The organism is Pseudomonas sp. SZ40, assembly GCF_052958135.1.
The window spans coordinates 155029-181762 of record NZ_JBQWIF010000002.1; the positions used below are offsets into that span (position 1 = coordinate 155029).

Below are 26734 nucleotides of genomic sequence, written 5' to 3' on the forward strand. Positions count from 1 at the left end.
TGGCCGCCTTTTTCGTCCTAGCTGCCTCGGCAGCCACCCCGCAGGAGATTCAGCGATGCCCAGCCGTCGTGAGCGTGCCAATGCCATTCGTGCCCTGAGCATGGATGCCGTGCAAAAAGCCAACAGCGGCCACCCCGGTGCCCCTATGGGTATGGCGGATATTGCCGAAGTGCTGTGGCGTGACTACCTGAAACATAACCCGGCCAATCCGAAGTTCGCCGACCGTGACCGTTTCGTGCTGTCCAACGGCCACGGTTCGATGCTGATCTATTCGTTGCTGCACCTGACCGGCTACGACCTGTCCATCGACGACCTGAAGAACTTCCGCCAACTGCACAGCCGCACCCCGGGCCACCCGGAATACGGTTACGCGCCAGGCGTGGAAACCACCACCGGTCCGCTCGGCCAGGGCATCGCCAACGCCGTGGGCTTCGCCCTGGCGGAGAAGATCATGGCGGCGCAGTTCAACCGCGACGGCCACAGCATCGTCGACCACTACACCTACGCCTTCCTGGGTGACGGTTGCATGATGGAAGGCATCAGCCATGAAGTCTGCTCGCTGGCCGGTACCCTGGGCCTCGGCAAGCTGATCGCGTTCTACGACGACAACGGCATCTCCATCGATGGCGAAGTCCATGGCTGGTTCACCGACGATACCCCGGCGCGCTTCGAAGCCTACGGCTGGCAGGTGATCCGCAATGTCGACGGTCACGATCCCGAAGAGATCAAGATGGCCATCGACACCGCTCGCAAGAGCGAGCAGCCGACCCTGATCTGCTGCAAGACCATCATCGGTTTCGGTTCGCCGAACAAGCAGGGCAAGGAAGAGTCCCACGGCGCCGCGCTGGGCCATGACGAAATCGCCTTGACCCGCGCCGCCCTGAACTGGAGCCACGCGCCGTTCGAAATCCCGGCCGACATCTATGCCGAATGGGATGCCAAGGAAGCCGGTCTGGCTGCCGAAGCCGAATGGGATCAGCGTTTCGCGGCCTATTCCGCTGCTTACCCGGAACTGGCCAACGAGTTCATCCGCCGTATGGCTGGCGAGCTGCCTGCCGATTTCTCCGCCAAGGCCAGCGAGTTCATCCGCGCCGTGGCCGAGAAAGGCGAAACCATCGCCAGCCGCAAGGCCAGCCAGAATTGCCTGAATGCCTTCGGCCCGTTGCTGCCGGAACTGCTGGGTGGCTCGGCCGACCTGGCCGGTTCCAACCTGACCCTGTGGAAGGGCTGCAAGCCGGTGGTCGCCGAAGACGCTTCGGGCAACTACATGTACTACGGCGTGCGTGAATTCGGCATGAGCGCGATCATGAACGGCGTTGCCCTGCATGGCGGCCTGGTGCCTTACGGCGCGACCTTCCTGATGTTCATGGAATACGCCCGCAACGCGGTACGCATGTCCGCGCTGATGAAACTGCGCGTGCTCTACGTGTTCACCCACGATTCCATCGGCCTGGGCGAAGACGGCCCGACGCACCAGCCGGTCGAGCAACTGACCAGCCTGCGCACCACCCCGAACCTGGACACTTGGCGCCCGGCGGATACCGTCGAAGCCGCAGTGGCCTGGAAGCATTCGGTCGAGCGCAAGGACGGCCCGAGCGCGCTGATCTTCTCCCGCCAGAACCTGCCGCACAACCTGCGCGACCATGAAACCGAAGCGGCCATCAGCCGTGGTGGTTACGTGTTGAAGGATTGCGCTGGCGAGCCGGAGCTGATCCTGATCTCCACCGGTTCGGAAGTCGGTCTGGCCATCCAGGCTGCCGACAAACTGGCCGAGCAGGGTCGCAAGGTGCGCGTGGTGTCGATGCCGTCGACCAACGTGTTCGACCAGCAGGACGCCGCCTACAAGCAGTCCGTACTGCCGCTGCAGGTCACCGCGCGGATCGCCATCGAAGCTGCCCACGCCGACTTCTGGTACAAGTACGTTGGCCTCGAAGGTCGCGTCATCGGTATGGAAACCTACGGTGAGTCGGCTCCTGCCGGCGAGTTGTTCGAGCATTTCGGCTTCACCGTCGAGAATATCATCGGCACTGCCGAAGAACTGCTCGACGCCTGAGTGAGAACGACGCCGTAGGGTGGGACGAGGCGCGTAGCCGACGCTCTTCTCATCCGCCCCATGGCGCCTGGTGGATCGATAAAACGCGATCCACCCTACGGGTTCATCCGAGATCTGCGATGTCCTATCGTCCCTACCGCGTTGCTCTGAACGGCTACGGCCGCATCGGTCGTTGCGTGCTGCGTGCCTTGCACGAGCGCGCTGGCGCCGCGCGTCTGGAAATCGTCGCGCTCAACGACCTGGCCGATCAGGCCAGCATCGAGTACCTGACCCGCTTCGACTCCACCCACGGGCGCTTTCCTGGCGAGGTGAAGGTGGTTGGCGATTGCCTGCACATCAACGGCGAACGCGTGCGCGTGCTGCGCGAGCGTGAACCCGAGGGTGTCGACTGGGCTGGGCTGGATATCGACCTGCTGCTCGAGTGCTCGGGGCAGTACACCACCCGCGAGCAGGCCGAGCGTTTTCTGCAGGCCGGTGCGCCACGGGTGCTGTTGTCCCAGCCGATGGCCAGCGAGAGCGATGTGGATGCCACGGTGGTGTACGGCGTCAATCAGCAGTGCCTCGAGGGCACCGAGCGGCTGGTGTCGAACGCCTCCTGCACGACCAACTGCGGTGTGCCGTTGCTCAAGCTGCTCAACGAGGCGATCGGGCTGGAGTACATCTCGATCACGACCATTCACTCGGCGATGAACGACCAACCGGTGATCGATGCCTATCACGACGAGGATCTACGCCGTACGCGCTCGGCATTTCAGTCGGTGATTCCGGTCTCCACGGGCCTGGCTCGAGGCATCGAACGGCTGCTTCCGGAACTTGCCGGGCGAATTCAGGCCAAAGCCATTCGGGTGCCGACGGTCAACGTGTCCTGCCTGGATATCACCTTGCAGACCGCCCGTGACACCAGCACCGAAGAGATCAACCGGATCTTGCGCCGGGCTTCCGAACAGGGGCCGCTGCAGGGTCTGCTGGCGTACACCGAGTTGCCGCACGCCAGCTGCGACTTCAATCATGATCCCCATTCGGCGATCGTCGACGGCAGTCAGACGCGGGTTTCCGGGCCACGCCTGGTCAACCTGCTGGCCTGGTTCGACAATGAATGGGGTTTCGCCAACCGCATGCTCGACATGGCCGTGCATTTTCTCGATGCCGCCGCTCCCCTTTCACCAGCCCCTGTTAAGGACTGACTCAATGACTGCAGCTTCCGTAAACATCGCGAAAATGGCCGACCTCGACCTGCAAGGTAAGCGCGTGCTGATCCGCGAAGACCTCAATGTGCCGGTCAAGGACGGCGTGGTGAAGAGCGATGCGCGCATTCTCGCGGCGTTGCCGACCATCAAGCTGGCGCTGGAAAAGGGCGCCGCAGTGATGGTCTGCTCGCACCTGGGGCGCCCTACCGAAGGCGAATTCAGCGAAGAGAACAGCCTCAAGCCGGTAGCCGATTACCTGAGCAAGGCCCTGGGTCGTGACGTTCCGCTGATCAAGGACTACCTCGGCGGTGTCGAGCTGAAAGCCGGTGATCTGGTGCTGTTCGAGAACGTACGTTTCAACAAGGGCGAGAAGAAGAACGCCGACGAACTGGCCCAGCAGTACGCTGCCCTGTGCGACGTGTTCGTCATGGACGCCTTCGGCACCGCCCACCGTGCCGAGGGTTCCACCCATGGCGTGGCCAAGTTCGCCAAGGTCGCCGCTGCCGGCCCGCTGCTGGCTGCCGAGCTGGATGCACTGGGCAAGGCCCTGGGTGCCCCCGCTCAGCCGATGGCAGCGATCGTCGCTGGCTCCAAGGTGTCGACCAAGCTGGACGTGCTGAACAGCCTGAGCAGCATCTGCGATCAACTGATCGTCGGTGGTGGCATCGCCAACACCTTCCTCGCCGCTGCCGGTTACCCGGTCGGCAAGTCGCTTTACGAAGCCGATCTGGTCGACACCGCCAAGGCCATCGCTGCCAAGGTCAGCGTGCCGCTGCCTGTGGACGTGGTGGTCGCCAAGGAGTTTTCCGAAGCCGCGACTGCGACCGTCAAGGCGGTGGCCGACGTGGCTGATGACGACATGATCCTCGACATCGGTCCGCAAACTGCAGCGCAGTTCGCCGAGCTGCTCAAGGCCTCCAAGACCATCCTGTGGAATGGTCCGGTCGGCGTGTTCGAGTTCGATCAGTTCGGTGAAGGCACCAAGGCGCTGGCCCTGGCCATCGCGGAAAGCCCGGCGTTTTCCATCGCCGGTGGTGGCGATACGCTCGCGGCCATCGACAAGTACGATGTGGCGTCGCGCATTTCCTACATTTCCACGGGCGGTGGCGCTTTCCTCGAATTCGTCGAAGGCAAGGTACTGCCGGCCGTGGACGTGCTGCAGCAACGCGCAGCCAAGTGAGGCAATTCGGCTAAACCTTGGCTGTCGCAGGCGGTCATTACCCTTGTATGGAACCAGCCAGCAAGGAGTGACCTCATGCGTAACACGGCCGTGGTAGTGATGGTGTGTGCTGTTCTTGGCGGGTGTGCCGGTGGTGGATCGCCGCGCGAACGAGCGTGCGATGTGTTCAGCCCGGCAGAAATCGATCTGCCGACCACGCGCGACGAACCGCGCATCGAAGGGCAGAGCACCGGTGATTCGACCCCGCCAGTCGGCGAACAGAACTGCTAGATAACGAGGAAAATGCGATGAATCTTTATAAAGGTGCCGCTGTATCGCTCGGTCTGGTCATGCTCGCCGGCTGTGCCGGGAAGGAATATGCCGACAGCCAGGAGTGGAACCGCTGGGTGTGCGACAGCCAGGCCGAGGTGTTCTGGCGCTATGCAGACAGCACCCACGAGAAAGTCGATGTGCGTATGGGCGGCAGTGATGTCGTTCACCGTTTGAGCCAGGAGCCTGCGGGTTCCGGCGTGTTGTACAGCGACGGTACGCTGTCCTTCCACACCAAGGGTGAGGAAGGTCTGATCTACCGTACCGCCAATGACGATTTGCTGGGGCGTGGCTGCAAGGCGCCCTGACAGCGGTACTTGAATAGCGCCTGCCACTGCGGCAGGCTTGCACGATTAACGAGCCCTATCGGGAGATAGCAAAACATGGCACTTATCAGCATGCGCCAGATGCTCGACCACGCCGCCGAATTCGGCTACGGCGTGCCGGCCTTCAACGTCAACAACCTCGAGCAGATGCGCGCCATCATGGAAGCCGCCGACAAGACCGATTCGCCGGTCATCGTCCAGGCCTCCGCTGGTGCCCGCAAGTACGCGGGTGCGCCTTTCCTGCGTCACCTGATTCTCGCCGCCATCGAAGAATTCCCGCATATCCCGGTGTGCATGCACCAGGATCACGGCACCAGCCCGGACATCTGCCAGCGCTCCATCCAGCTGGGCTTCAGCTCGGTGATGATGGACGGCTCGCTGAAAGAAGACGGTAAAACCCCGGCCGACTACGACTACAACGTGCGCGTCACGCAGCAGACCGTTGCCTTCGCTCACGCCTGTGGCGTGTCGGTCGAAGGTGAGCTGGGCTGCCTGGGTAGCCTGGAAACCGGCATGGCCGGTGAAGAGGACGGCGTTGGTGCAGAGGGCGTGCTCGATCACAGCCAGTTGCTGACCGACCCGGAAGAAGCCGCCGACTTCGTCAAGAAGACCCAGGTCGATGCCCTGGCCATCGCCATCGGCACCAGCCACGGCGCCTACAAGTTCACCAAGCCGCCAACCGGTGACGTGCTGTCGATCGAGCGCATCAAGGCCATCCACAAACGCATCCCCAATACCCACCTGGTGATGCACGGTTCCAGCTCGGTACCGCAGGATTGGCTGGCGATCATCAACGAGCATGGTGGCGAGATCAAGGAAACCTACGGCGTGCCGGTCGAAGAGATCGTCGAAGGCATCAAGTACGGCGTGCGCAAGGTCAACATCGACACCGACCTGCGTCTGGCCTCCACCGGTGCCATCCGCCGCTTCCTGGCCGAGCACCCGAGCGAGTTCGACCCGCGCAAGTATTTCGCCCATACCATCACCGCCATGCGTGATATCTGTATCGCTCGCTACGAAGCCTTCGGCACCGCCGGCAACGCCTCGAAGATCAAACCGATCTCCCTGGAAGGCATGTTCCAGCGTTACGCCAAGGGTGAGCTGGTCGCCAAGATCAACTGATCGAAGCGTTTCGCCGCGCACCTAGAAGCCGCTTGTCCGTTCAGGACAAGCGGCTTTTTTCATGTGCTCCGCTCGCAGGATGAGCCGAGCCGCGCAGGGCGAGGAGCCCTGATCCTGCAGCTATCGGCGCGTAGGGGGCTCGAGCCCAGCACCTCGGCACCGATGGTGCTCGACGACCAGCATTCATGTGCCTTGACGCGGCCCTTCCAGTCCGTGTGCCGCCATGTTTTCCGGCTCGTGACCGGTTTGCGTAAAACCATGTAAAACACCTGCGCCGCTTTGCTGCCTGCTCTACGCCATACTGCCGCCACGCGCTTCAGGATGTCGGCTCCCATGCCTCAAAATTCCCGTCCCTGGCTGTCGTTCTGTGTGGCCGTCGTGGTGGCTACGCTGCTCGGCAGCATCGTCCAGACCCAGTTCAATCTCGCCGCGCTGCAACAGCTTGGCGCAAGCATCTCCATGGGCGTACGCATGCAGGCCACCCTGCACGATCTGCTGGGGTTCAGCCCTACGTTCGCCGCGCTGGTCATCGCCTCGTTCATCGTCGCACTGCCTCTGGCTGCCTGGTTGGCGCCGCGTTTGGGCGCGCTGCGTTGGGTGGTGTTTGTGCTTGCCGGCGCGCTGGCGGTCTGGCTGGCCTTGAGCGTGGCCAATGCCGTGGCGCCCATGCCGACACTGATCGGCGCCAACCGTAGCCTGGCCGGCACTTTGGCGCTGATGGTCTGCGGCAGCCTGGGTAGCCTGGCCTTCGCACGTTTCAGTGGTGCTGGCCGGCGATGATCTTTCCTCGAATCAAGGGTGTGACGTTGAAAGCTGTCCTGCTGATGCTGGGCCTTTGCGCAGGTGTCCTGGCCCATGCCGATTACCGTATCGAAACCGTCACCAGTGGTCTCGAACATCCCTGGTCGCTGGCCTTCCTGCCCGATGGCCGCATGCTGGTTACCGAGCGCACCGGACAACTGCGCCTGATCGATGCCCAGGGCAAGCTACAGACCGAACCCGTCAAGGGAACGCCGATGCCCTTCGTCGCCACCCAGGCAGGCTTGATGGAGGTGGTGCTGGATCCTGCGTTCGCCGAGGACCCCTGGGTCTATCTGAGCTACGCCCATGGCGATGTCGGTGCCAATAACACGCGACTGGCCCGCGCTCGCCTGGTAGACGGCGAGTTGCGCGACTTGGAGGTGCTGTTCACCGCCCAGCCGGCCAAGGCCGGTGCTTCGCACTACGGCGGTCGGATCGCCTTTCTGCCCGACGGAACCCTGGTACTGACCCTTGGCGACGGCTTCGACTGGCGCGAGCAGGCGCAGAACCCGGCCAATCACCTCGGCAAGACGGTACGCCTGAACCGTGACGGCAGCATCCCCGAGAACAACCCCCTGCGTGGTCAGCCCGGCGCCGCCGAAGAGATCTACAGCCTGGGACACCGCAACGTGCAGGGCATCGTCTATGACAGCAGGCGCAAGCGGCTGTACAGCCACGAGCACGGTCCCAAGGGCGGCGATGAGCTGAATCTGATCGAAGCCGGTGGCAATTATGGTTGGCCGCTGACCTCCTTTGGCGTCGATTACACCGGCGCCATGGTCACGCCATTTACCGAGTTGCCGGGTTATCTGCCGCCGCAGCTGCACTGGACACCGTCGGTAGCTCCCTCCGGTCTGGCGCTCTACACCGGTGATCGCTTCCCGCACTGGAAGGGCGACCTGTTCGTTTCCACCCTGGCCGAGCAGAGCGTACGCCGAGTACGCCTGGACAAGGGTCGGCTGGCCGGTGAGGAGGTACTCTTTCAAGAGCTCGAAGAGCGCATTCGGGGCGTGTACGACGGGCCTGATGGTGCGCTGTACCTGCTTACCGACAGCGCCGAGGGCAGGCTGCTGCGGGTCGTGCCCCTGTAGGTTGAGGCATAATTCGAAGCCCGCCCTGATCCGTGAACCGTCATGACACCACTGAAGTATCTCCAGGGTTATCCCGTCTCGCTGCAGGAGCAGGTGCGTCAGATGATTGCCGGCGAGCGCCTGGGCGATTACCTCGCGCAGCGTTACGAGGGGCGCCATGCGATCCAGAGCGACAAGGCGCTGTACGCCTACGTCATGGCGCTCAAGCAGGAGCACTTGAAGAACGCGCCTGCCATCGACAAGGTGCTGTTCGACAATCGCCTCGACCTGACCCATCGTGCCCTTGGCCTGCATACCACCATCTCGCGGGTGCAGGGCGGCAAGCTCAAGGCCAAGAAAGAGATTCGTGTGGCCTCGCTGTTTCGCGATGCCGCACCGCAGTTCCTGCAGATGATCGTGGTGCACGAACTGGCGCATCTGAAGGAAAGCGACCACAACAAGGCGTTCTACAAGCTCTGCGAATACATGCTGCCGGACTACCAGCAACTGGAGTTCGACCTGCGCCTGTACCTGACCTGGCGCGATCTGCAGACGAACACCCCGGGCTGAGGCCGCGTGCGTTGGTCAGTGCGCTTCGATGATCTCGTGACGCTGAACCCGCCCAGCGATCCTCAGCTCGATCTCGTCGCCGGGGTGACGTCCCAGCAGGCGCTGGCCCAGTGGCGCATTGGGGCTGAGTACGAGGATATCCCGCTGCTCCGTGCGTACCTTGATGGCTGCACCGTCGGGGCCGAGAAACAGCCATTGCTGGTGGCCATCGTCGTCGGCGAGCAGTACCAGAGCGGCAAGGCGGATACCCAGTGCCGCGTCGTAGGGGCGCAGTTGCAACTGCCGCCAGGCCCGCAGGCTCTGGCCGATTTCTTCCACCCGGCGTGCCTGCCCGGCCGCCAGGTAGGCAGCCTCCAGGCCCAGGGTGTCGTACTTGTTTTCTGCGATGTTCTCTTCGTGGGTCGCCGTTTCGTGGGCGACCCGCGCCGCCTGTTCGGCGGCCAGCAGGTCGGCAGACAACTGCTCGATGACCTGCTGGACGATGGGTTGCTTGTCCATCATGTAGTCGCCTTGGGACGATTCTTCAGCAGGTGAACGGCCAGCGTGCGCAATGGTGCGAGCTGCCGGGCGATCAGTGACAGCTGTGTCTGTACCAGCCGCTGCGCGTCTTCCAGCTCCTCCGGTATCTGCTCCAGGGCGGCGGCCAGCTGTTCCTCGCTATCGCTTTGAATGGCTATCGGGCTCTGTTCGTTGAGGCCGCGAGCGATTTCGTCGAGGCTTTCGGCGATGCGCCCGGCGCTACTCAGCAACTCGCTCTGCTCGTCGGCCAGCAGGGCTTCGCCGCGGTGCGCGCCGAGGCCCGAGAGGTAGCTGAGCAGGGTGTGCGAGAGCACCAGAAAGCGGAAGCCGATATCCGCTTCCTTACGGAAATGCCCGGGCTCCATGAGCATGTTGCCAAGGGTGGTGGACAGCGCCGCGTCGGCGTTGTGGGCGTTGCGGCGGGCCAGGCGGTAGGCGAGGTCGTCGCGCTTGCCCTCGGCGTACTGGCGAATGATCTGCCTCAGGTAGGTGCTGTTGCAGCTCAGGGTGTTGGCGACCACGCGATTCAGGCGACGGCCCTGCCAGTCCGGCAGGATCAGGAATACCGCGAGGCCGGCGATCAGGCTGCCGAGCAGGGTATCGAACAGACGCGGCAGGATCAGCCCGTAGCCGTCGCCCACCTGGTTGAAGCAGAACAGCACCAGCAGGGTGATGGCCGCCGTCGCCACGGTGTAGCGGCTCGAACGGGTGGCGAAGAACACCACGCCGGCTGCGACGGCGAAGAACGCCTGGATCAGCGGCGCCGGGAACAGGTCGATCAGCGCCCAGCCCAGCAGCAGGCCGAGCACGGTGCCGATGATGCGCTGCACCAGCTTCATCCGCGTGGCGCCGTAGTTGGGCTGACAGACGAACAGGGTGGTCAGCAGAATCCAGTAGCCCTGGGTCGGATGAATCCAGTGCAGCACGCCGTAGCCGGCTGCCAGGGCGATGGACAGGCGCAGGGCATGACGGAACAGCAGTGACGTGGGGGTGAGCTGCAGGCGGATGCGTTCCCATACGTCACGCAGTGATTGTGGCTCGCGGTCGAGCAGGGAGCTGTCCTGTTCCTCGGCCAGGGCATCGGGGTTGCTGGCGCTGCCCAGCAGGCGGTCGAGGGTACCGAGGTTGCCCGCCAGGGCGCCGAGCGAGCGCAGCAGGTGGCGCCAAGCGGGGTTGCTCTGGATGCGCAGGTGCTCCAGCGAGGCCTGCAGATCGGCCAGGGCCTGACCGTGCTGCTCGCCATACTCGAACGGCTGACGCAGTTCGATGGCCTGGGCCAGGGCGTGGCAAGCCTTGCCATGCAGGCGCAGCAGGCGCTGACAGCGGAACATCACGTCGCTGTGGAAGAACGCTTCGGCCAGGGCGTTGTACGGATAGTGCGAAGAGCTGGCGCGCTCGTGGATGTCCTGGGCGAGAAAGTACAGCTTCAGGTAGCGGCTGACTTTAGGCCCCGGGCGGCCGTTGCCGACCCGATGAAGGATGATTTCCTTGGTCGCGTTGAGCGCCGCCACCACGCGCCCGTTCTGCTTGGCGAGAGCCAGGCGGCGGGCTTCCACGTCGAGCTGGCGCAAGGGTTCGAACAGCGCCGCCTTGAGCTTGAGGTACAGGCCCAGTTCCCGGAACAGGCGCGCCAGGCTGTGCTGCACCGGCTGATGGGCGAACAAGGCGTGCCACAGCACCGACAGTACGCCGTACCAGGCGGCGCCGGCGACCAGCAGCAACGGCTCCAGCCACAGCCCGGCGATGCCGCCGCGCTGCTCCACGCCGATCATGCTGTACACGGCGAGGATCAGCGTCGCCGAGCCAAGCGTCGCGAAGCGTTCTCCCAGGGCACCCAGCATGGTCAGAGAGAACGCCGACAGGGCCAGGGCGCTGACGAACAACCAGGGGTAGGGGAACAGGAACTCCACCGTATAGGCCGCGGCGCTGAAGCAGCCCAGGGTCACCAGCAGCGCGGTCAAACGGCCCTGCCAACTGTCGTCGGTTTCCGCCAGGGCACTGGCGATCACACCGAGGAACAGCGGTATCAGGCTGTGCATCCAGCCCTGATACCAGCACAGCGCCAGGCTGCCACCCAGGGCGATGAACACCCGCAGGCTGTAGCTGAACTTGTCCATTGCCCAGAGACGACGCAGGGAGTGGCGCAGGGAGGGGGACGACATCCGGGTTGGCGACCTTCGCGGGTGAATGGACTGAACCGCAGCCATCGGCATGCGGCGCTTCGATTGTGCCTCGCTTGGAGTGTGCAGGGCGAGAGGCGGTTCGCGCCATCAAGTTAAAAGTATCGCTGCTCGTCACGGCATCGACAGGCATGCTGGACGGCGTGTGGGCCGCGCAGGTCACCGGGCCTGAACTCTGCGCTGGCGGTCCGGCTCCAAGCTCTACCCATTGCAATCGGCAGCTGCCGTGCAGCTGCAAGCCCGATCGACAGGAGCGCCCCATGATCGACCTTCACTACTGGACGACCCCCAACGGCCACAAGATCAGTATCTTTCTCGAGGAAAGCGGCCTGGACTACAACGTACACCCGGTGAATATCGGTGCCGGCCAGCAGTTCGAGCCGCACTTCCTGAAACTGTCGCCGAACAACCGGATTCCCGCCATCGTCGACAACAACCCCAGTGATGGCGGTGAGCCGATCTCGGTATTCGAGTCCGGTGCGATTCTCGAGTATCTGGCCGACAAGGTCGGGCGGTTCATGCCGCTGCAGCCGCGGCTGCGCGTCGAGGTTCAGCAATGGCTGCACTGGCAGATGGGCGGCCTGGGGCCGATGGCCGGACAGAATCATCACTTCGTGCGTTTCGCGCCTGAGGAGATTCCTTACGCCATCGACCGCTACGTCAAGGAGACCGCCCGCCTGTACGGGGTTCTGGATCGTCAGCTCGAGGGGCGGGAATACGTGGCGGGCGATTATTCGATAGCGGACATCGCCATTTATCCCTGGGCCAAAGGCTGGGAGCTGCAGCGCCAGCGCCTCGAAGATTTCCCCAACATGGCCGCCTGGCTGGCGCGCATGGGCAACCGCTCTGCGGTGCAGCGCGCCTATCAGGTTGCCGAGGCAATTTCCCAGCGCCCCGAAGACGTGCTCAGCAGCGAAGCGCGCAAAGCGCTGTTCTGAGCCGGCCTGGCAGCGCCTCCGGGCGCTGCATGCGTGGCGAGCCCGGCACCGTCGACTGGGCTCCTCGGGTTAGCCATCGCTACGTCTGTTCCAGCACGTCAGCGGGCACGGGGCGGCCGATGAAGTAGCCCTGGGCGTAGTCGCAGCCGAGCTGGCGCAGGTAGTCCTGCTGTTCACCGCGCTCAACGCCTTCGGCGAGCACTTTCATTTCCATGCTGTGAGCGAGGGCGATGACGGCGCGGGTGATCGCTCGGTCGTCCTTGTCATGGGGCAGGCCGGCGACGAAGCTCTGATCGAGTTTGAGCTTTTGCACTGGCAGGCGCTTGAGGCGTGCCAGTGAGCTGTAACCGGTACCGAAGTCGTCGATGGCCAGGCGTACGCCCAGACTGCGCAAGCGCTCGAGCAGCGCCTGGGCCTGGTCCGGGTCGTCCATCACCGCGCTCTCGGTCACTTCCAGCTCCAGGCATTGGGCTGGCAGCCCCGTGTCCGCAAGCACCTGCGCGACCCGCTGATCGAGTTCACCACGGCTGAACAGGCGACTGGAAATGTTCACCGCGACGAACTGCAGCGTGCTTCCCGCTGCACGCCAACTGACCATTTGCCGGCAGGCATGATCGAGTACCCAGGCATCGATGGCGCTGATCATGCCGCTGTCCTCGGCGATCGGAATGAACTCGCCCGGAGGTACCAGGCCGCGCTGCGGATGCTGCCAGCGCACCAGCGCCTCGACCCCGATCATGCGCCCGTCGGTCAGGCAGCGCAGCGGCTGGTAATGCACGCGCAGTTCCTCGTTGTCGAGCGCATGGCGCATGCCGGCGACCAGTTCCACACGGTGCCGGGCGTATTCGGTCTGTTCCTGGTCATAGAAGGCGAACCCTTCGCGGCCGCTGCTCTTGGCCTTGAACAGGGCGGAGTCCACGTTGCGCAGCACCTGTTCGACGGTTTGCGCGTCATCCGGATACAGGCAGATACCAACGCTGGCGGAGATGAACAGCTCCTGTCCATCGAGGATGAAGGGCTCGTTGAGACAGTCGATCAGGCGTTGCGCCAGGTGAGCGGCCTGCTCGGCCTGCGTGCAGTCTTCACTAAGCAGGCCGAACTCGTCGCCGCCCAGGCGCGCCAGTGTGGTGCCTTTGCCGAGCTGGCTGGCCAGGCGTTCGCCGGTGGCCTTGAGCAGCAGGTCACCGACGTTGTGGCCCAGGCTCTCGTTGATGTGCTTGAAGTGGTCCAGGTCGACCACCAGTACCGCGCCTCTGTCCGCTTCGCTCTGTGCTCGCTCCAGCGCATGCTCGACACGTTCGGTGAAGAGCAGGCGATTGGGCAGATTGCTCAGTGGATCGTGGTGGGCGAGGTGGTCCAGTTCGTGCTGGGAATGCTTAAGGACGGTGATGTCGGAGAATACCGCGACATAGTGGCCGAGCAGGCCGTTGTCATCGTGGATGGCGCGGATGCACTGCCACTGCGGGTAGATTTCACCGTTCTTGCGACGGTTCCAGACTTCACCACTCCAGGTGCCCTGGGTCTGCAGGGTATGCCAGAGATGCTGGTAGAAGGCGGCGTCGTGGCGGCCGGACTTCAGCAGTGTCGGGTGCTTGCCGAGGATTTCCGCTTCGCTGTAACCGGTGATCCGGCTGAACGCCGGGTTGATGTGCACGATGTTCTGCCGTGCATCGGTGACCAGCACACCCTCCTGGGTGGCTTCGAAAACCGCAGCGGCCTGGCGCAGGCTCTCGGCGTCGGCGCGTCGCTGGGTGATATCCCTTACGGTGCCGATGAAGCGTTCCGGTCTACCCTGGGCGTCCAGCTGCAGGCGGCCGTGGGATAGCACCCAGCGATAGCTGCCGTCTCGATGGCGCAGGCGGTAGGTGTTCTCGTACGAGGTATCGCTGGTCGCCTGCATGATATCGGCGAGAACGCGCTGGTAATGCGGTCTGTCGTCAGGATGCAGCAGTTGCATCCACTGGTCGCGATCAGCGCTCAGTTCGCCATCCTTCATGCCCAGCAGTGCGTGATAGCCGGCCGAGTAGAAGACGCTCTGGTTACGCAGATCCCAATCCCAGAGACCATCTTCGGTCGCCGACAGGGCCAGGCTGAGGCGCTCTTCGCTGGCGTGCAGGGCCGTGCCGATACGCGCCTGCCGCTCGAGGTGACGGCGTATGGTCACGTAGAGCAGGACGCTGGTCAGCAGCACGAAGATCAGGCCTTTCCAGACCTGAATCTGCTCCGTCTGTCGGACAGTCAGGCCCAGCGATGCCAGCAGCAGATCGCTGAAGACGATCCACAGCCCGGCTGCCAGCAGGTAGTTCAAAGTCAGGCGCAATGCGCCTTGGCGAGTACTCATAACGGGTGATTCGGTTCTTTGTTGCGGGTAGGGGCGACGCTTGGTGCCACCGTTGTAACATCCTCAGCCAAAAGACCAAGTGGTTTTCCACTCGATGAGGGCGATAATGCGTAAGCGGTCTGTCGGCCGCACGCGTCTTTCCCTGCAAGAGGTACCCCTGCCCATGTGGTACAACGGTTTACTCGACCTGTCGGTCTGGCAACTCATCATCGTCACCTTGCTGATGACCCACGTCACCATCGTCAGCGTAACGGTCTATCTGCATCGTTACTCGGCGCACCGCTCCCTGGAGCTGCATCCTGCGCTCAAGCATTTCTTCCGTTTCTGGCTGTGGCTGACCACCGCCATGAACACCCGCGAGTGGACGGCCATCCATCGCAAGCACCACGCCAAGTGCGAAACCGCTGAAGACCCCCACAGCCCAGTGGTCAAAGGGCTGGGCACGGTCATGCGCAAAGGTGCCGAATTGTACGCCGAAGAGGCGAAGAATCAGGACACCCTGCGTATCTATGGCAAGAACTGCCCGGATGACTGGGTCGAACGCAAGGTCTACTCGCGCTTCCCCATGGGTGGCATCGCTCTGATGATGATCATCGATGTGGCGCTGTTCGGCGCACTGGGTCTCACTGTCTGGGCGATCCAGATGATGTGGATTCCGTTCTGGGCCGCAGGCGTCATCAACGGCCTTGGCCATGCGGTCGGCTACCGCAATTTCGAGTGCCGCGACGCGGCCACCAATCTGGTGCCCTGGGGCATCATCGTTGGCGGCGAAGAGTTGCACAACAACCACCACACCTATCCCAATTCGGCCAAGCTGTCGGTCAAGCGCTGGGAGTTCGACATGGGGTGGGCGTGGATACGCCTGTTCAGCTTCCTGCGTCTGGCCAAGGTGCAGCGTGTCGCGCCGATCGCGCATCGGGTGCCTGGCAAGGGCATTCTGGATATGGACACCGCCATGGCGATTCTCAACAACCGCTTCCAGATCATGGCCCAGTACCGCAAGTTGGTGATCGGCCCGCTGGTCAAGCAGGAACTGGCCAAGGCCGACGAGTCGGTCCGACATCAGTTCCGCCGCGCCAAGCGCCTGTTGTCGCGGGAGCCGAGCCTGCTGCAGGACAAGCAGCAGGTCCATATCGATGCCATGCTGGCGCACAGTCAGGCGCTCAAGGTCATCTACGAGAAGCGCCTGGCGCTGCAGCAGATCTGGGCCAAGACCAGTGCCAATGGTCACGACATGCTCGAGGCGATGAAGCATTGGGTACAGGATGCCGAAGCCAGTGGCATTCAGTCCCTTCGCGATTTCGCCGAGCAGCTCAAAACCTACTCGTTGCGACCTGCCACAGTGTGACCTGGCACTCATTCGCACACGCAGTTGTGAACCGCTCAGAGCCCCCAGGGTCATAGCATTGACCCGGTTGCCACAGGAAGCCCGCCGTTAGGCGGGCTTTTTTGATCCTGTTCGGCAGCCCCACCGCAATCAAAAGGCCCTGCTCTGGATCGGTATATGGATGAACTTGGCACTATCGACCTGGAAGAGCTGACCCTCGCGCTGCTGCACAGCCGCGCGGAAGGCACCCGCTTGCGTGAGCGCGAGCAGTTGTTCAGTACCTTGCTGGGCAGCGTCAACGCAGTGCTCTGGGCATTCGATTGGGAGTCTCAGCAAATCACCTACGTCAGCCCGGCTTACGAGCTGATCTTCGGGCGTTCGGCTGGGCTGCTGCTTGCCGACTACGGCGAATGGCTCAACAGCATCTACCCCGATGACCTGGAGTTTGCCGCCGAGAGCATGGCCAAGGTGCTGGAAACCGGTGCAGTGGAAGCCCGCGAGTACCGGATCATCAGGGCCGATGGCGAAATCCGTTGGCTCAGTGACAAGTGCTTCATCGGCCGCCACAGTGACAGCCTGGCTTCGCCGATCATTTTCGGTATCGCTGAAGACATCACCGAGAAGAAGCAGCTGGAAGGCGAGCTGCATCGCCTGGCCACCACCGACGTGCTGACCCAGAGCAGCAACCGCCGGCACTTCTTCGAGTGTGCGCAGAGCGAATTCGAACTGGCCCGCGATCAGGGGCAGCCCCTGGCATTCCTGCTGCTGGACCTCGACGACTTCAAGCACATAAATGACAATTATGGTCACCAGGTCGGGGATCAGGTGCTCCAGCAACTGGCTAACTGCGCCAGTTCGGTGCTGCGCCGCGGCGATCTGTTCGGGCGTATTGGCGGAGAAGAGTTCGCCGCACTGTTCCCGGGCTGTGAGCCGGAGCTGGCAGCGCAGATCGCCCAGCGCCTGCAGCGTGAAATTCAGCGTCTGGCCTTCAATCATGAGGGGCACGCCTTCGGCATCACCGTCAGTCAGGGGCTGACCTCGCTGCGCAGTGGTGATCCAGGCCTCGATGTGCTCTACGCGCGGGCGGATGCCGCCATGTATCAGGCCAAACGCCAGGGCAAGAATCAGATCGTCACCAGCTGAATTTGGCGGAAAACCGCCTTATTCTGTCTCTCAATCGGCGGTTAATCGCTCATTTTGGTGCGTGAGTGACCGCTGGTTCTCTTGCCATTATTGGCAACATATTGAAATGTTGAGTGTTATGCGACTTTAGTCGTCCATGGCACGCAACCTGCTGTGCTAGATTCATCAGCAACGGCCCGACTGTGGCCGACAATAACAATGCAGAGAATCGAACGATGCCGTTTTTCCTTCGCCTTCGTCTTCAGTTCCAACCGATACATCTTCATTCCTGAGCGCATTCGTGCTGCCGTTGAAACTACCTGTGGCGTCAGTCTGGCTGCCTGGTAACCGACGGTCGTGCCCTGAATTCGGCTGATTTTGAGCCCCTGGCGGCATCGCCCATCAGACCGATGTGTTGCACCAATAAAAGAAAAGACACTGGAGAGATCACGATGAAAAAAGCTTCCCTGGCGCTGGCCGTAGCCGCCGGCACTCTGGGTCTGACCCTGGGCAACGTCGCAAACGCTGCCTTTATCGAAGACAGCACCGCCAAACTGGATCTGCGTAACTTCTATTTCGACAACGACAACCGTGAAAGCCAGGGTGAAGTCGGTGTTGCCAACGCCCACAGCGGTCAGGTGCGTGAGTGGGGCCAGGCGTTCCAGCTGAACCTGCAGTCGGGCTTCACCGAAGGCACCGTCGGCGTGGGTGTGGATGCGCTGGGTCTGCTGGGCGTACGTCTGGATGGCGGCGGTCGTGGCGGTAAGGTTGGCCAGTCCCGTACTCCTAGCGCACTGTTCCCGCTGGAAAGCGATGGCAGTGCCCGTGACGAGTTCAGCAGCCTGGGTCTGACCGGCAAGATTCGCGTCTCCAAGACCGTGGCGCATGTCGGTACCCTGCAGCCGAAGCTGCCAGTCGTGACCTTCAACGACGGTCGTCTGATCCCGCAGACCTTCGAAGGCGCGCAGATCACCTCCAATGAAATCGACAACCTGACGCTGGTTGCCGGTCAGCTGGAGCACGCCAAAGGTCGTACCTCGAGCAATGCCGATTCGCTGGCCATTGCCGGTGCAGGCGTTGGCGCGGACAGCAACAAGTTCTATTACGCTGGTGCCGACTACAAGATCAACAAGGATCTGCTGGTTCAGTACTACTACGGCAATCTGGACGATTTCTACAAGCAGCACTTCCTGGGCCTGACCCACACCCTGGCACTGGGTGCCGGCTCGCTGAAGTCCGACCTGCGTTACTTCGACACCGGCTCCGACGGCAAGAACGGCAGTGCTGCCGGTCGTGCTGACGGCTACCGTGGCTCAGGCTTCTGGAATGGTGGTAACACCAACTCCAGCTTCGGCGAAGTGGACAACCGCACCTGGAGCGCGTTCTTCACCTACAGCCTGGAAGGCCATGCGCTGAGCGCCGGTTACCAGCAGGTTTCCGGTGACAGCAACTTCATCCAGTTGAACCAGGGTTCGATCCCAGGCCAGGGCGGTTCCACCACCTACCTGATCACCGACCGTCAGATCACCAACTTCGGTCGTGCTGGCGAGCGCACCTGGATCACCCAGTACGGCTACGACTTCGGCAAGATCGGCGTTCCTGGCCTGACTGCCAACGTGCTGTACATGAAAGGCGACAACATAAAGTCGGCCACTGGCGACCTGAAAGAGTGGGAACGCGACCTGACCGTCAGCTACGTGCTGCAGGACGGCGCCATGAAAGGCCTTGGTTTCGCCTGGCGTAACGCTTCGCTGCGTTCCGAAGTGGCGAACGCCGATGCCGATCAGAACCGCCTGATCGTCAGCTACAGCATCCCGCTGCTCTAAGCCGCAATGCCGAGCCGCACCACGCGGCGGCTCGTCTCGAAGCAAAAGCCCGGACTGGTTCCGGGCTTTTGCTTGTCTGGGCGCCGAGAGTAGCCGTCAGCCCGCGCTCCGGACTGCCGGTTGCTGCTGCGTGATGCAGTGAATGTTGCCGCCGCCCAGCAGGATCTCGCGGCCCGGGACCATGACCACACGGTGCTCGGGGAACAGGCGCTCGAGGATGGCTTTGGCTTCCTGATCCTTGGGATCATCGAAACTCGGCGCGACGATGCCGCCGTTGACGATCAGGAAGTTCACGTAGGATCCGGCCAGGCGCACATCCGGGCTGCGTTCCTGGCTACCCAGTACGCGGTCGACTCCGGCGCATTCTTCTTCGCTCGCATAAAGCGGGCCTGGGATCGGCATCTTGTGTACGGTCAGGGCGCGGCCCTTGGCGTCGCGGGTGTTCTCCAGCACGCGCAGGGCCGCCTGGCAGCGTGGGTAATTGGGGTTTTGCTGGTCGTCGGTCCAGGCCAGTAGCACTTCGCCCGGGCGTACGTAGCAGCAGAAATTGTCGACGTGGCCGTCGGTCTCGTCGTTGAACAGGCCGTCCGGCAGCCAGATGACGGTGTCGATGGCCAGGTGATCGGCCAGCACGGCTTCGATTTGCTCGCGGTTCAGGTGCGGGTTGCGGTTGTGGTTGAGCAGACACTCTTCGGTGGTGATCAGCGTGCCCTCGCCGTCGACATGGATCGAGCCGCCTTCGAGCACGAAGCCCTCGGTACGATAACGATCGCGGCCTTCCAGGCCGAGAATCTTGCTGGCCACCTGGTCATCGCGCAGCCAGGGGAAGTACAGGCCGCCCTCGAAGCCGCCCCAGGCGTTGAAGCCCCAGTCGACCCCCCGCAACTCGCCATTCGTGCTGGTCACGAAGGTCGGACCGGTGTCGCGTACCCAAGCGTCATCGGTAGTCATTTCCACCACCCGAATGCGCTCGTGCTGCAGGTGCGCGCTGGCATTCTCGTATTGTCCGGCGGAAACGCAGACGGTCACTGGCTCGAATTCTGCGATGGCCCTGGCCACGGCAGTGAACGCATGCTGTGCTGGCTTGCCGCCCAGGCGCCAGTTGTCCGGCCTCTCTGGCCAGACCATCCAGGTCTGGCTGTGGGGCTCCCATTCAGCTGGCATGCGAAAGCCATCGGCGCGTGGTGTGGAGGTGAGGGTGGTCATGGCATTGCTCCGTAGCGGAAGTCGGTCGATAAAAGAGGACAGGATCAGGAGGCCAGGGTGCCATCCAGGGTTTTCAGCGGGCCGTAGAGATCCGCGCGGCGATCACGGAAAGTGCCCCAGGCGCTGCGCACCTGCTCCAGTTGGTCGAGATCGAAGCTGTGCACCCGTACACCTTCTTCGCTCTCGTTCAGTTCTTCGACCTTTTCGCCGAACTGATTGGCGATGAAGGACGAGCCATAGAACGTGATGCTGTAGCCATCCTGCTCTTCGACGCCGATCCGGTTGCTGGCGATCAGCGGCATCAGGTTGGCGCCGGCGTGGCCTTGCTGCACCCGTTGCCAGTGATCGCGGGAGAGGATACTGGCGTCGTGGGGCTCGCTGCCGATGGCGGTCGGGTAGAAGAGTATCTCCGCGCCCAGCAGGGCCATGGCCCGCGCGCTTTCCGGGAACCACTGATCCCAGCAGATGCCCACGCCGATCCTGGCGTAGCGGGTGTCCCATACCTTGAAACCGGTGTCGCCGGGATTGAAATAGTACTTCTCGTGGTAGCCGGGGCCGTCCGGGATGTGGCTTTTCCGATAAATGCCGAGGTTCTTGCCGTCGGCATCGATCACCACGATGCTGTTGAAGCGTGCTCGCCCGGCCAGTTCATAGATGCTGATCGGCAATACCACCTGCAACTCTCTGGCGATCTTCTGAAAGTGCGCGATTGCCGGGTTGTCTTCGACCCGCCTGGCCAACTGCAGATAGTCGGGGTTGGGCTTCTGGCAGAAGTACGGCGTTTCGAACAGTTCCTGCAGCAGAATGATCTGGGCGCCCTTGGCCGCTGCCTCACGTACCTGCTTTTCGGCGTTGGCGATGTTCGCTGCAGTATCCCAGGAGCAGGCCATCTGGGTAGCGGCAACGGTAACGGAACGGGACATGAACGACCTCCATAGGACGCGGTTCGCAAGGTCGGAACCTTGGCAGACGTGTCGAGACAGATGGGTGAGTGCGCTGGAACCTTTCCAGTGCTGCCTGCTGTTTATATTCGATAAAAATCCGCATTAATAGGGTTTTTATAAAATTCTCATATTTTTATAGATTATTTTGCGGATAAGTATCTGTTTTTTATTGGTCGTCCATCTCTTCACCCCCGGTCTGGGCGAGAGGGCTGGCGAACGCTGCGCGGGCGCCTGATGAGGTGCTCGCTAGGTCGCCTCCTTTCGCGATGGGGGTCAGGCCGTCGTTCGTTTGCGTAGATAGGGCGGCAGGTACAGGCTCAGGTAGGCATCGAACACACGCATACCCTCTTCGCCGAGACGCGGGGTGATGTGGCCATGCTGCTGTATGGAGCGGGCATAGACGCGATCGCCCAGTTCCATCGCCAGGGTGAATACGTCGATATCCTCCGGCAGGGAAGGCAGCTCGAAATGCCGTTCGAACAGTGCCTGCATCTGCTTGCCGAGTTCGATGTCGTGCTGACGATCTGCCTGGGTCACCTCGCTCAGTCCATGCTGGGCGAGGATCAACTGCCGCGCGGCAGCGTCATTGGCGTAGATCGTCAGCATGCGCTGTTCGACGATGCGCGAGAGGTCGCGCCAGCCTTGCAGTGTCGTGGCGTCGATGGGCTCCTGCAGGCATGCACGGAAGGCGCCATGCACGTCGGCAGTCAGCGCCTGCAGCAGAGCAGGGACGCTGGGAAAGAAATGGTAGACCGAAGAGGGCGCGATGGCGGCGCGCTCGGCAACGGTATAGATCGACAGGGCCGCGACGCCCTGTTCTGCCAGCAGGGTGCGGGCTGCCGCGAGAATCAGTTCGATGCGCGCCTGGCTGCTGGCGCGGGGTTTGCGTGCGCTCATTCAGGCACCGTCACGAAAGCGCTTCCACACCGCTTCACGCACTTCGGTCTGTTTGGCTGGCAGTGTTTCCAGCACATGCAGGCGGCGTTTCAGCTCGGTGTCCGGATAGAGCGCCGGTTCATTGCTCAGGCTGCTGTCGAGAAACTGGCGGGCATCGGCGTTACCGCTGGGGTAGAGGGTTTCACGAGTGATCTGCGCGGCGACTTCCGGGCGCATCAGGTAGTCGATGAATCTGTGGGCCAGGTCCGGATGAGGGGCGTTGCTCGGAATCACCAGATTGTCGATGAACAGCACCGAGCCTTCTTCTGGGATCACGAATTTGACCGGTTGGCCATTTCTGGCTGCACCCAAGGCGTCACCGACCCAGGCCAGCGCCATGCACAGGTTGCCGTTGTCGAGGTCGTCGATATAGCGCTCGCTGTCCACGTAGCGCAGGTTCGCACGCACCTGCTGCAGCAGTTCGCCTGCACGCTTGATACGGGCGGGGGCTGCACGGGCGAGGCTACGGCCCTGATAGTTGAACAGTACCGACATCACTTCTTCCGGCGCGTCCAGGGTGCTGACGCCACAGCTTTTCAAGCGGGCGCTCTGCGCCGGGTCGAACAGCAGGCTCCAGCTTTGTGGCAACGGCCCGCCATACGCCGCTTCAGCCTTGGGCTGGTTGATCGCCAGGCCTACGGCGCCCCACAGGTATGGCACCGCATGAAGGTTGTCGGCGTCGACCGCTGCGAGCTTGGTCAGCAACTCCCTGTCCAGGTGCTTGCGATTGGGCAGCTTGCTGAAGTCCAGCGGTTGCAGGCGGCCAGCTGCGAGCAGTGCGGGCAGGTTGTTGTGCGAGGGCACGGCAATATCGACAGGCTCGCCGCTGGCCAGCACGGCGTCGAGTTCTTCGGCGGTGCTGAACGTACGGTAGTCGACGGCGATACCGGTTTCTCTCTGAAAACGTTCCAGCACCTCGGGGGCGATGTAATCGTTCCAGTTGTAGACGCGAATGCTGTCGCCATCTGCAGCCGTTGAGAAGAGCGGGCTGAGGGCCAGTAACAGGGGGGCGAAACGACGGATCATTGCAGTCATCCTGGTTGGCAATGACGCCGATTAGGCGGGCGCCGTGCGGCGGCGTCAATGGCCTTTAGCCATTCGATGGCTCTGGAATGGGGCTTGGTAGAAAAACGCCGGCGGTTGCCGGCGTTCCAGACCCTACACGGTGTGCAGATACCAGTTGTACTCGAGGTCGGAAATGGTCGTCTCGAACTCCTGCAGCTCCGCCTCCTTGCAGGCGACGAAGATGTCGATGTAATCCGGACTGATGTACTTGTTCAGTACCTCGCTGTCGTCCAGCTCACGCAGGGCGTCGCGCAGGTTGTTCGGCAGGCTCTGCTCCAACTGCTCGTAGGAGTTGCCCTCGATCGGCTCGCCCGGCTCCAACTGGTTGGTCAGGCCGTGGTGAATGCCGGCGAGGATCGACGCCATCATCAGGTACGGGTTGGCATCGGCGCCGGCCACACGGTGCTCGATGCGGATGGCGTCGCTGCTGCCGGTGGGCACGCGTACCGCCACGGTACGGTTGTCCAGGCCCCAGCTCGGCGCGTTCGGCACGTAGAACTGGGCGCCGAAGCGGCGGTACGAGTTGACGTTCGGGCACAGGAAGGCCATCGAAGCCGGCATGGTTTCCAGGATGCCGGCGATGGCATGGCGCAGCGGGGCATGCTGTTCCGGGTCTTCGGTGGCGAAGATGTTTTCGCCGGTCTTCTTGTCGAGCAGCGAGATGTGCACGTGCAGGCCGTTGCCCGCCTGGCCCGGATAGGGCTTGGCCATGAAGGTCGAGTCCATCTCGTGGTCGTAGGCGATGTTCTTGATCAGGCGCTTGAGCAGCAGCGCGTGGTCGCAGGCTTTGAGGGCATCCTTGGTGTGATGCAGGTTGACCTCGAACTGCGCCGGGGCGCTTTCCTTGACGATGGCATCGGCCGGCAGATCCTGCTCCTTGGCGGCTTCGAGCATGTCCTGCAGGCAGTCGACGTACTCGTCGAGGTCATCGATCAGGTAGACCTGCGTCGAGTGCGGGCGCTTGCCGGAGATCGGCGAGCGCGGTGGTTGTGGACGGCCGTTCACGTTCTCCTGGTCGATCAGGTAGAACTCCAGTTCGAAGGCCGCGCAAATGGTCAGGCCGAGTTCGTCGAACTTCTGTACCACCTGGCGCAATACCTCACGGGGGTCGGCGAAGAAAGGGTTGCCGTCCAGTTCGTGCATGGTCATCAGCAGTTGCGCGGTTGGGCGCTTCTGCCAGGGTTCCTTGCACAGGGTATCGGGGATGGGGAAGCAGATACGGTCGGCATCGCCGATGTCCAGGCCGAGGCCGGTGCTTTCCACGGTGGCGCCGTTGATGTCCAGGGCGAACAGCGAAGCGGGCAGGTTGATGCCCTTTTCATACACCTTGTGGAGGCTGGCGCGTTCGATGCGCTTGCCGCGCACCACGCCATTCATATCTGCAATCAGAAGGTCGACGAACTGAACCTCAGGATGTTCCTTGAGGAACGCGTTCGCTTCATTGAGCTGAACGGCACGCGGGGGTACCGACATGATGCAACACCTATGTTGTTAAAAATATCAATCAATTACTGACACACCGGGAGTCAATCCCAAACGCCAGATGCTGTCAAGGCAAGCCGATGCTGCCCTAAATAAGAGCGTTGTGGCCATTTTTAGGGCGTTTCAGGGCATTTCGACGCCAAAGTTTTGCACCGTTTTGGTCGTGAGCAATGCCAGGCGTTGAGTGAATGTTGTCGTGTTGTATAAAAAAATGAACAAGGATAAGCTCGGGAAAAGCCCAGATAATCCAACAATACGGGTGTTTCATGATTCGCATGTCGCTCTCCAGCGTCATTGCTCGTGCCGCGCAGTCCGGGGCGTACCCGGGGGCGGCCGCTGGCAGCCATGCCTGTTGGGCGACGATCGTCCGCCATTCGCTGCGTGGCTCGAACGGCGCAGTACGGTTCGCTCGTCCCGCTCGAAAATCTGCACACTCCGTCAGCTTTCCCTCTCCGCTCACGACCATCGTGCCTCGCCAGCCAGAATTGCGTGGCGCTTCACATCGGTCTTTGCTCAGCCAAGGCTTTGGCGTTTTTCATCGAGCTGATTCGTGCCCCGACGCAGCGGCCCGTGCTTTGCAGGTGAGGCTGGGTCTGTCGAGTGCAACAAAGGTCGGTTACAGTCGTCGGCAGTGTGGCGAAACAGCGCTAGCGCCGCGCGAAGGTCGGGCCCGCATGCCTGGATGGGGTGCAGGGCCTTGGCCGAGCCCGCGCGACAACCCGGATTATCCTGCGCGCCAGGCGGCTTCGAAGCGAAGTGCGTCAGGTGCGCGGGGCATGTCGAGCCGGCCGAGGATGCCGGTTTCAAAAAACCTGAGGTCTCTATGAGTACCAAATTGGACCAGCTCTCCAGCTGGCTGAAAGAACGCAAGATCACCGAAGTCGAATGTCTGGTCAGCGACTTGACGGGTATCGCCCGTGGCAAGATCTCGCCGACCAACAAATTCCTCGACGAGAAGGGCATGCGCCTGCCCGAAAGCGTGCTGCTGCAGACCGTGACCGGCGATTACGTCGAAGACGACGTCTATTACGACCTGCTCGACCCGGCTGACATCGACATGATCTGCCGGCCGGACGAGAACGCCGTGTTCATCGTGCCCTGGGCCATCGAGCCGACCGCCCAGGTGATCCACGATACCTACGACAAGCAAGGCAATCCGATCGAGCTGTCGCCGCGCAACATCCTCAAGAAAGTGCTGCGCCTCTACGCCGACAAGGGCTGGCAGCCCATCGTGGCGCCGGAGATGGAGTTCTATCTGACCAAGCGCAACAGCGACCCGGACTTCCCGCTGGTGGCGCCGATGGGCCGTTCCGGGCGTCCGGAAACCGGCCGGCAGAGCTTCTCGATCGACGCGGCCAACGAATTCGATCCGCTGTTCGAAGACATGTACGACTGGTGCGAGCTGCAAGGCCTGGATCTGGACACCCTGATCCACGAGGAGGGCCCGGCGCAGATGGAAATCAACTTCCGTCACGGCGAAGCGCTGCACCTGGCCGACCAGATTCTGGTGTTCAAGCGCACCATGCGCGAGGCGGCACTCAAGCACGACGTCGCGGCGACCTTCATGGCCAAGCCGATCACCGACGAGCCGGGCAGTGCCATGCACCTGCACCAGAGCATCATCGACAAGAACACCGGCAAGAACATCTTCTCCAACGAAGACGGTTCGATGAGCGAGCTGTTCATGCACCACATCGGCGGCCTGCAGAAGTACATCCCGGAACTGCTGCCGCTGTTCGCCCCCAACGTCAACTCGTTCCGCCGCTTCCTGCCGGATACCTCGGCACCGGTGAACGTCGAATGGGGCGAGGAAAACCGCACCGTTGGCCTGCGCGTACCGGATGCCACGCCGCAGAACCGCAGGGTCGAGAACCGTCTGGCTGGCGCCGACGCCAACCCTTACCTGGCCCTGGCGGCCAGCCTGCTGTGCGGTTACATCGGCATGGTCGAAGGCATCGAGCCGAGCGCTCCGGTGGTCGGTCGCGGTTACGAACGCCGCAACCTGCGCCTGCCGCTGACCCTGGAAGCCGCGCTGGAACGCATGGAGACCTGCCAGGTGGTCGAGCAGTACCTGGGCCACAAGTTCGTCAGTGGCTATGTGGCGGTCAAGCGTGCCGAGCACGAGAACTTCAAGCGCGTGATCAGCTCCTGGGAACGCGAGTTCCTGCTGCTCTCGGTCTGATTCAGCCCGGGGCCGGCGCGCGATCCGCACGGCCACGCATTCATAAGA

At 62.5% G+C, this 26734-nt stretch carries 22 protein-coding genes; 14 read left to right on the plus strand and 8 right to left on the minus strand.

What is annotated here, in order from left to right:
• The first annotated feature begins 55 nt into the window (after window positions 1-55).
• From tkt to ACT9T4_RS02680, 9 genes are all read left to right on the plus strand, one after another.
• Entirely contained in the window at window positions 56-2053 is a 1998-nt protein-coding gene (gene tkt / locus ACT9T4_RS02640; RefSeq protein WP_042552430.1) for a transketolase, read from the plus strand.
• Between the two features lie 119 nt (window positions 2054-2172).
• Window positions 2173-3237, plus strand: coding sequence for an erythrose-4-phosphate dehydrogenase (epd, locus tag ACT9T4_RS02645; RefSeq protein ID WP_179539663.1), 1065 nt, complete (start codon window positions 2173-2175; stop codon window positions 3235-3237).
• 4 nt (window positions 3238-3241) lie between these two features.
• The gene (locus ACT9T4_RS02650; protein ID WP_042552428.1) at window positions 3242-4420 is read left to right on the plus strand and encodes a phosphoglycerate kinase; all 1179 of its coding nucleotides are present in this window, start codon (window positions 3242-3244) and stop codon (window positions 4418-4420) included.
• A gap of 75 nt (window positions 4421-4495) precedes the next feature.
• Window positions 4496-4690, plus strand: coding sequence for a hypothetical protein (locus ACT9T4_RS02655; RefSeq protein WP_042552427.1), 195 nt, complete (start codon window positions 4496-4498; stop codon window positions 4688-4690).
• A gap of 17 nt (window positions 4691-4707) precedes the next feature.
• A complete protein-coding gene (locus ACT9T4_RS02660; RefSeq protein WP_042552426.1) occupies window positions 4708-5037 on the plus strand; it encodes an MliC family protein in 330 nt (109 codons plus the stop codon).
• Window positions 5038-5112: 75 nt separating this feature from the next.
• Window positions 5113-6177 (plus strand): class II fructose-bisphosphate aldolase, encoded by a 1065-nt coding sequence (gene fba / locus ACT9T4_RS02665; protein WP_042552425.1) that lies wholly within the window; start codon window positions 5113-5115, stop codon window positions 6175-6177.
• Window positions 6178-6510: 333 nt separating this feature from the next.
• Window positions 6511-6957, plus strand: a complete 447-nt coding sequence (locus ACT9T4_RS02670; protein WP_042552424.1) for a hypothetical protein — start codon at window positions 6511-6513, stop codon at window positions 6955-6957.
• Between the two features lie 44 nt (window positions 6958-7001).
• Window positions 7002-8069, plus strand: a complete 1068-nt coding sequence (locus tag ACT9T4_RS02675; protein WP_499115565.1) for a PQQ-dependent sugar dehydrogenase — start codon at window positions 7002-7004, stop codon at window positions 8067-8069.
• Between the two features lie 42 nt (window positions 8070-8111).
• A complete protein-coding gene (locus ACT9T4_RS02680) occupies window positions 8112-8618 on the plus strand; it encodes a M48 metallopeptidase family protein (protein WP_042552422.1) in 507 nt (168 codons plus the stop codon).
• Window positions 8619-8633: 15 nt separating this feature from the next.
• Here ACT9T4_RS02680 and ACT9T4_RS02685 read toward each other — a convergent pair whose 3' ends face one another.
• Both ACT9T4_RS02685 and yccS read right to left on the minus strand, forming a co-directional pair.
• Complete coding sequence (locus ACT9T4_RS02685) at window positions 8634-9116, minus strand: GreA/GreB family elongation factor (RefSeq protein WP_042552421.1); 483 nt, start codon at window positions 9114-9116, stop codon at window positions 8634-8636.
• Window positions 9116-11299, minus strand: a complete 2184-nt coding sequence (yccS, locus tag ACT9T4_RS02690; protein WP_042552420.1) for a YccS family putative transporter — start codon at window positions 11297-11299, stop codon at window positions 9116-9118. Before yccS ends, ACT9T4_RS02685 begins: the two co-directional genes overlap by 1 nt.
• A gap of 278 nt (window positions 11300-11577) precedes the next feature.
• On the opposite strand from yccS, the gene ACT9T4_RS02695 reads away from it, so the two are divergent.
• Complete coding sequence (locus ACT9T4_RS02695) at window positions 11578-12255, plus strand: glutathione S-transferase N-terminal domain-containing protein (protein WP_179539665.1); 678 nt, start codon at window positions 11578-11580, stop codon at window positions 12253-12255.
• A gap of 79 nt (window positions 12256-12334) precedes the next feature.
• Here ACT9T4_RS02695 and dibA read toward each other — a convergent pair whose 3' ends face one another.
• Window positions 12335-14596 carry a phosphodiesterase DibA gene (dibA, locus tag ACT9T4_RS02700; protein WP_042552418.1) on the minus strand — a complete coding sequence of 754 codons (2262 nt, stop codon included), beginning with the start codon at window positions 14594-14596 and terminating at the stop codon, window positions 12335-12337.
• Between the two features lie 163 nt (window positions 14597-14759).
• Here dibA and desA point away from each other — a divergent pair, with 163 nt between their 5' ends.
• The 3 genes from desA (at window position 14760) to ACT9T4_RS02715 (ending at window position 18871) form a co-directional block, all read left to right on the plus strand.
• The gene (gene desA, locus ACT9T4_RS02705; protein ID WP_179540146.1) at window positions 14760-15944 is read left to right on the plus strand and encodes a delta-9 fatty acid desaturase DesA; all 1185 of its coding nucleotides are present in this window, start codon (window positions 14760-14762) and stop codon (window positions 15942-15944) included.
• A 156-nt stretch (window positions 15945-16100) separates the two neighbouring features.
• Entirely contained in the window at window positions 16101-17066 is a 966-nt protein-coding gene (locus ACT9T4_RS02710; RefSeq protein ID WP_042552416.1) for a GGDEF domain-containing protein, read from the plus strand.
• A 431-nt stretch (window positions 17067-17497) separates the two neighbouring features.
• Window positions 17498-18871: an OprD family porin gene (locus ACT9T4_RS02715; RefSeq protein WP_042552415.1), complete on the plus strand. Its 1374-nt coding sequence runs from the start codon at window positions 17498-17500 to the stop codon at window positions 18869-18871.
• 96 nt (window positions 18872-18967) lie between these two features.
• On the opposite strand, the gene aguA is transcribed toward ACT9T4_RS02715, so the two are convergent.
• The 5 genes from aguA to ACT9T4_RS02740 form a co-directional block, all read right to left on the minus strand.
• Complete coding sequence (aguA, locus tag ACT9T4_RS02720) at window positions 18968-20077, minus strand: agmatine deiminase (RefSeq protein ID WP_499115393.1); 1110 nt, start codon at window positions 20075-20077, stop codon at window positions 18968-18970.
• A 44-nt stretch (window positions 20078-20121) separates the two neighbouring features.
• Complete coding sequence (gene aguB / locus ACT9T4_RS02725) at window positions 20122-21000, minus strand: N-carbamoylputrescine amidase (RefSeq protein WP_042552413.1); 879 nt, start codon at window positions 20998-21000, stop codon at window positions 20122-20124.
• Between the two features lie 294 nt (window positions 21001-21294).
• Window positions 21295-21918 carry a TetR/AcrR family transcriptional regulator gene (locus ACT9T4_RS02730; protein ID WP_499115395.1) on the minus strand — a complete coding sequence of 208 codons (624 nt, stop codon included), beginning with the start codon at window positions 21916-21918 and terminating at the stop codon, window positions 21295-21297.
• A complete protein-coding gene (locus ACT9T4_RS02735) occupies window positions 21919-22983 on the minus strand; it encodes a polyamine ABC transporter substrate-binding protein (protein WP_499115397.1) in 1065 nt (354 codons plus the stop codon). It lies immediately after the preceding gene.
• Between the two features lie 132 nt (window positions 22984-23115).
• Window positions 23116-24495: a glutamine synthetase family protein gene (locus ACT9T4_RS02740; protein ID WP_042552410.1), complete on the minus strand. Its 1380-nt coding sequence runs from the start codon at window positions 24493-24495 to the stop codon at window positions 23116-23118.
• 832 nt (window positions 24496-25327) lie between these two features.
• Between ACT9T4_RS02740 and ACT9T4_RS02745 the strand changes: the two genes are divergently transcribed.
• Window positions 25328-26686 (plus strand): glutamine synthetase family protein, encoded by a 1359-nt coding sequence (locus ACT9T4_RS02745; protein ID WP_042552409.1) that lies wholly within the window; start codon window positions 25328-25330, stop codon window positions 26684-26686.
• Window positions 26687-26734: the final 48 nt, after the last annotated feature.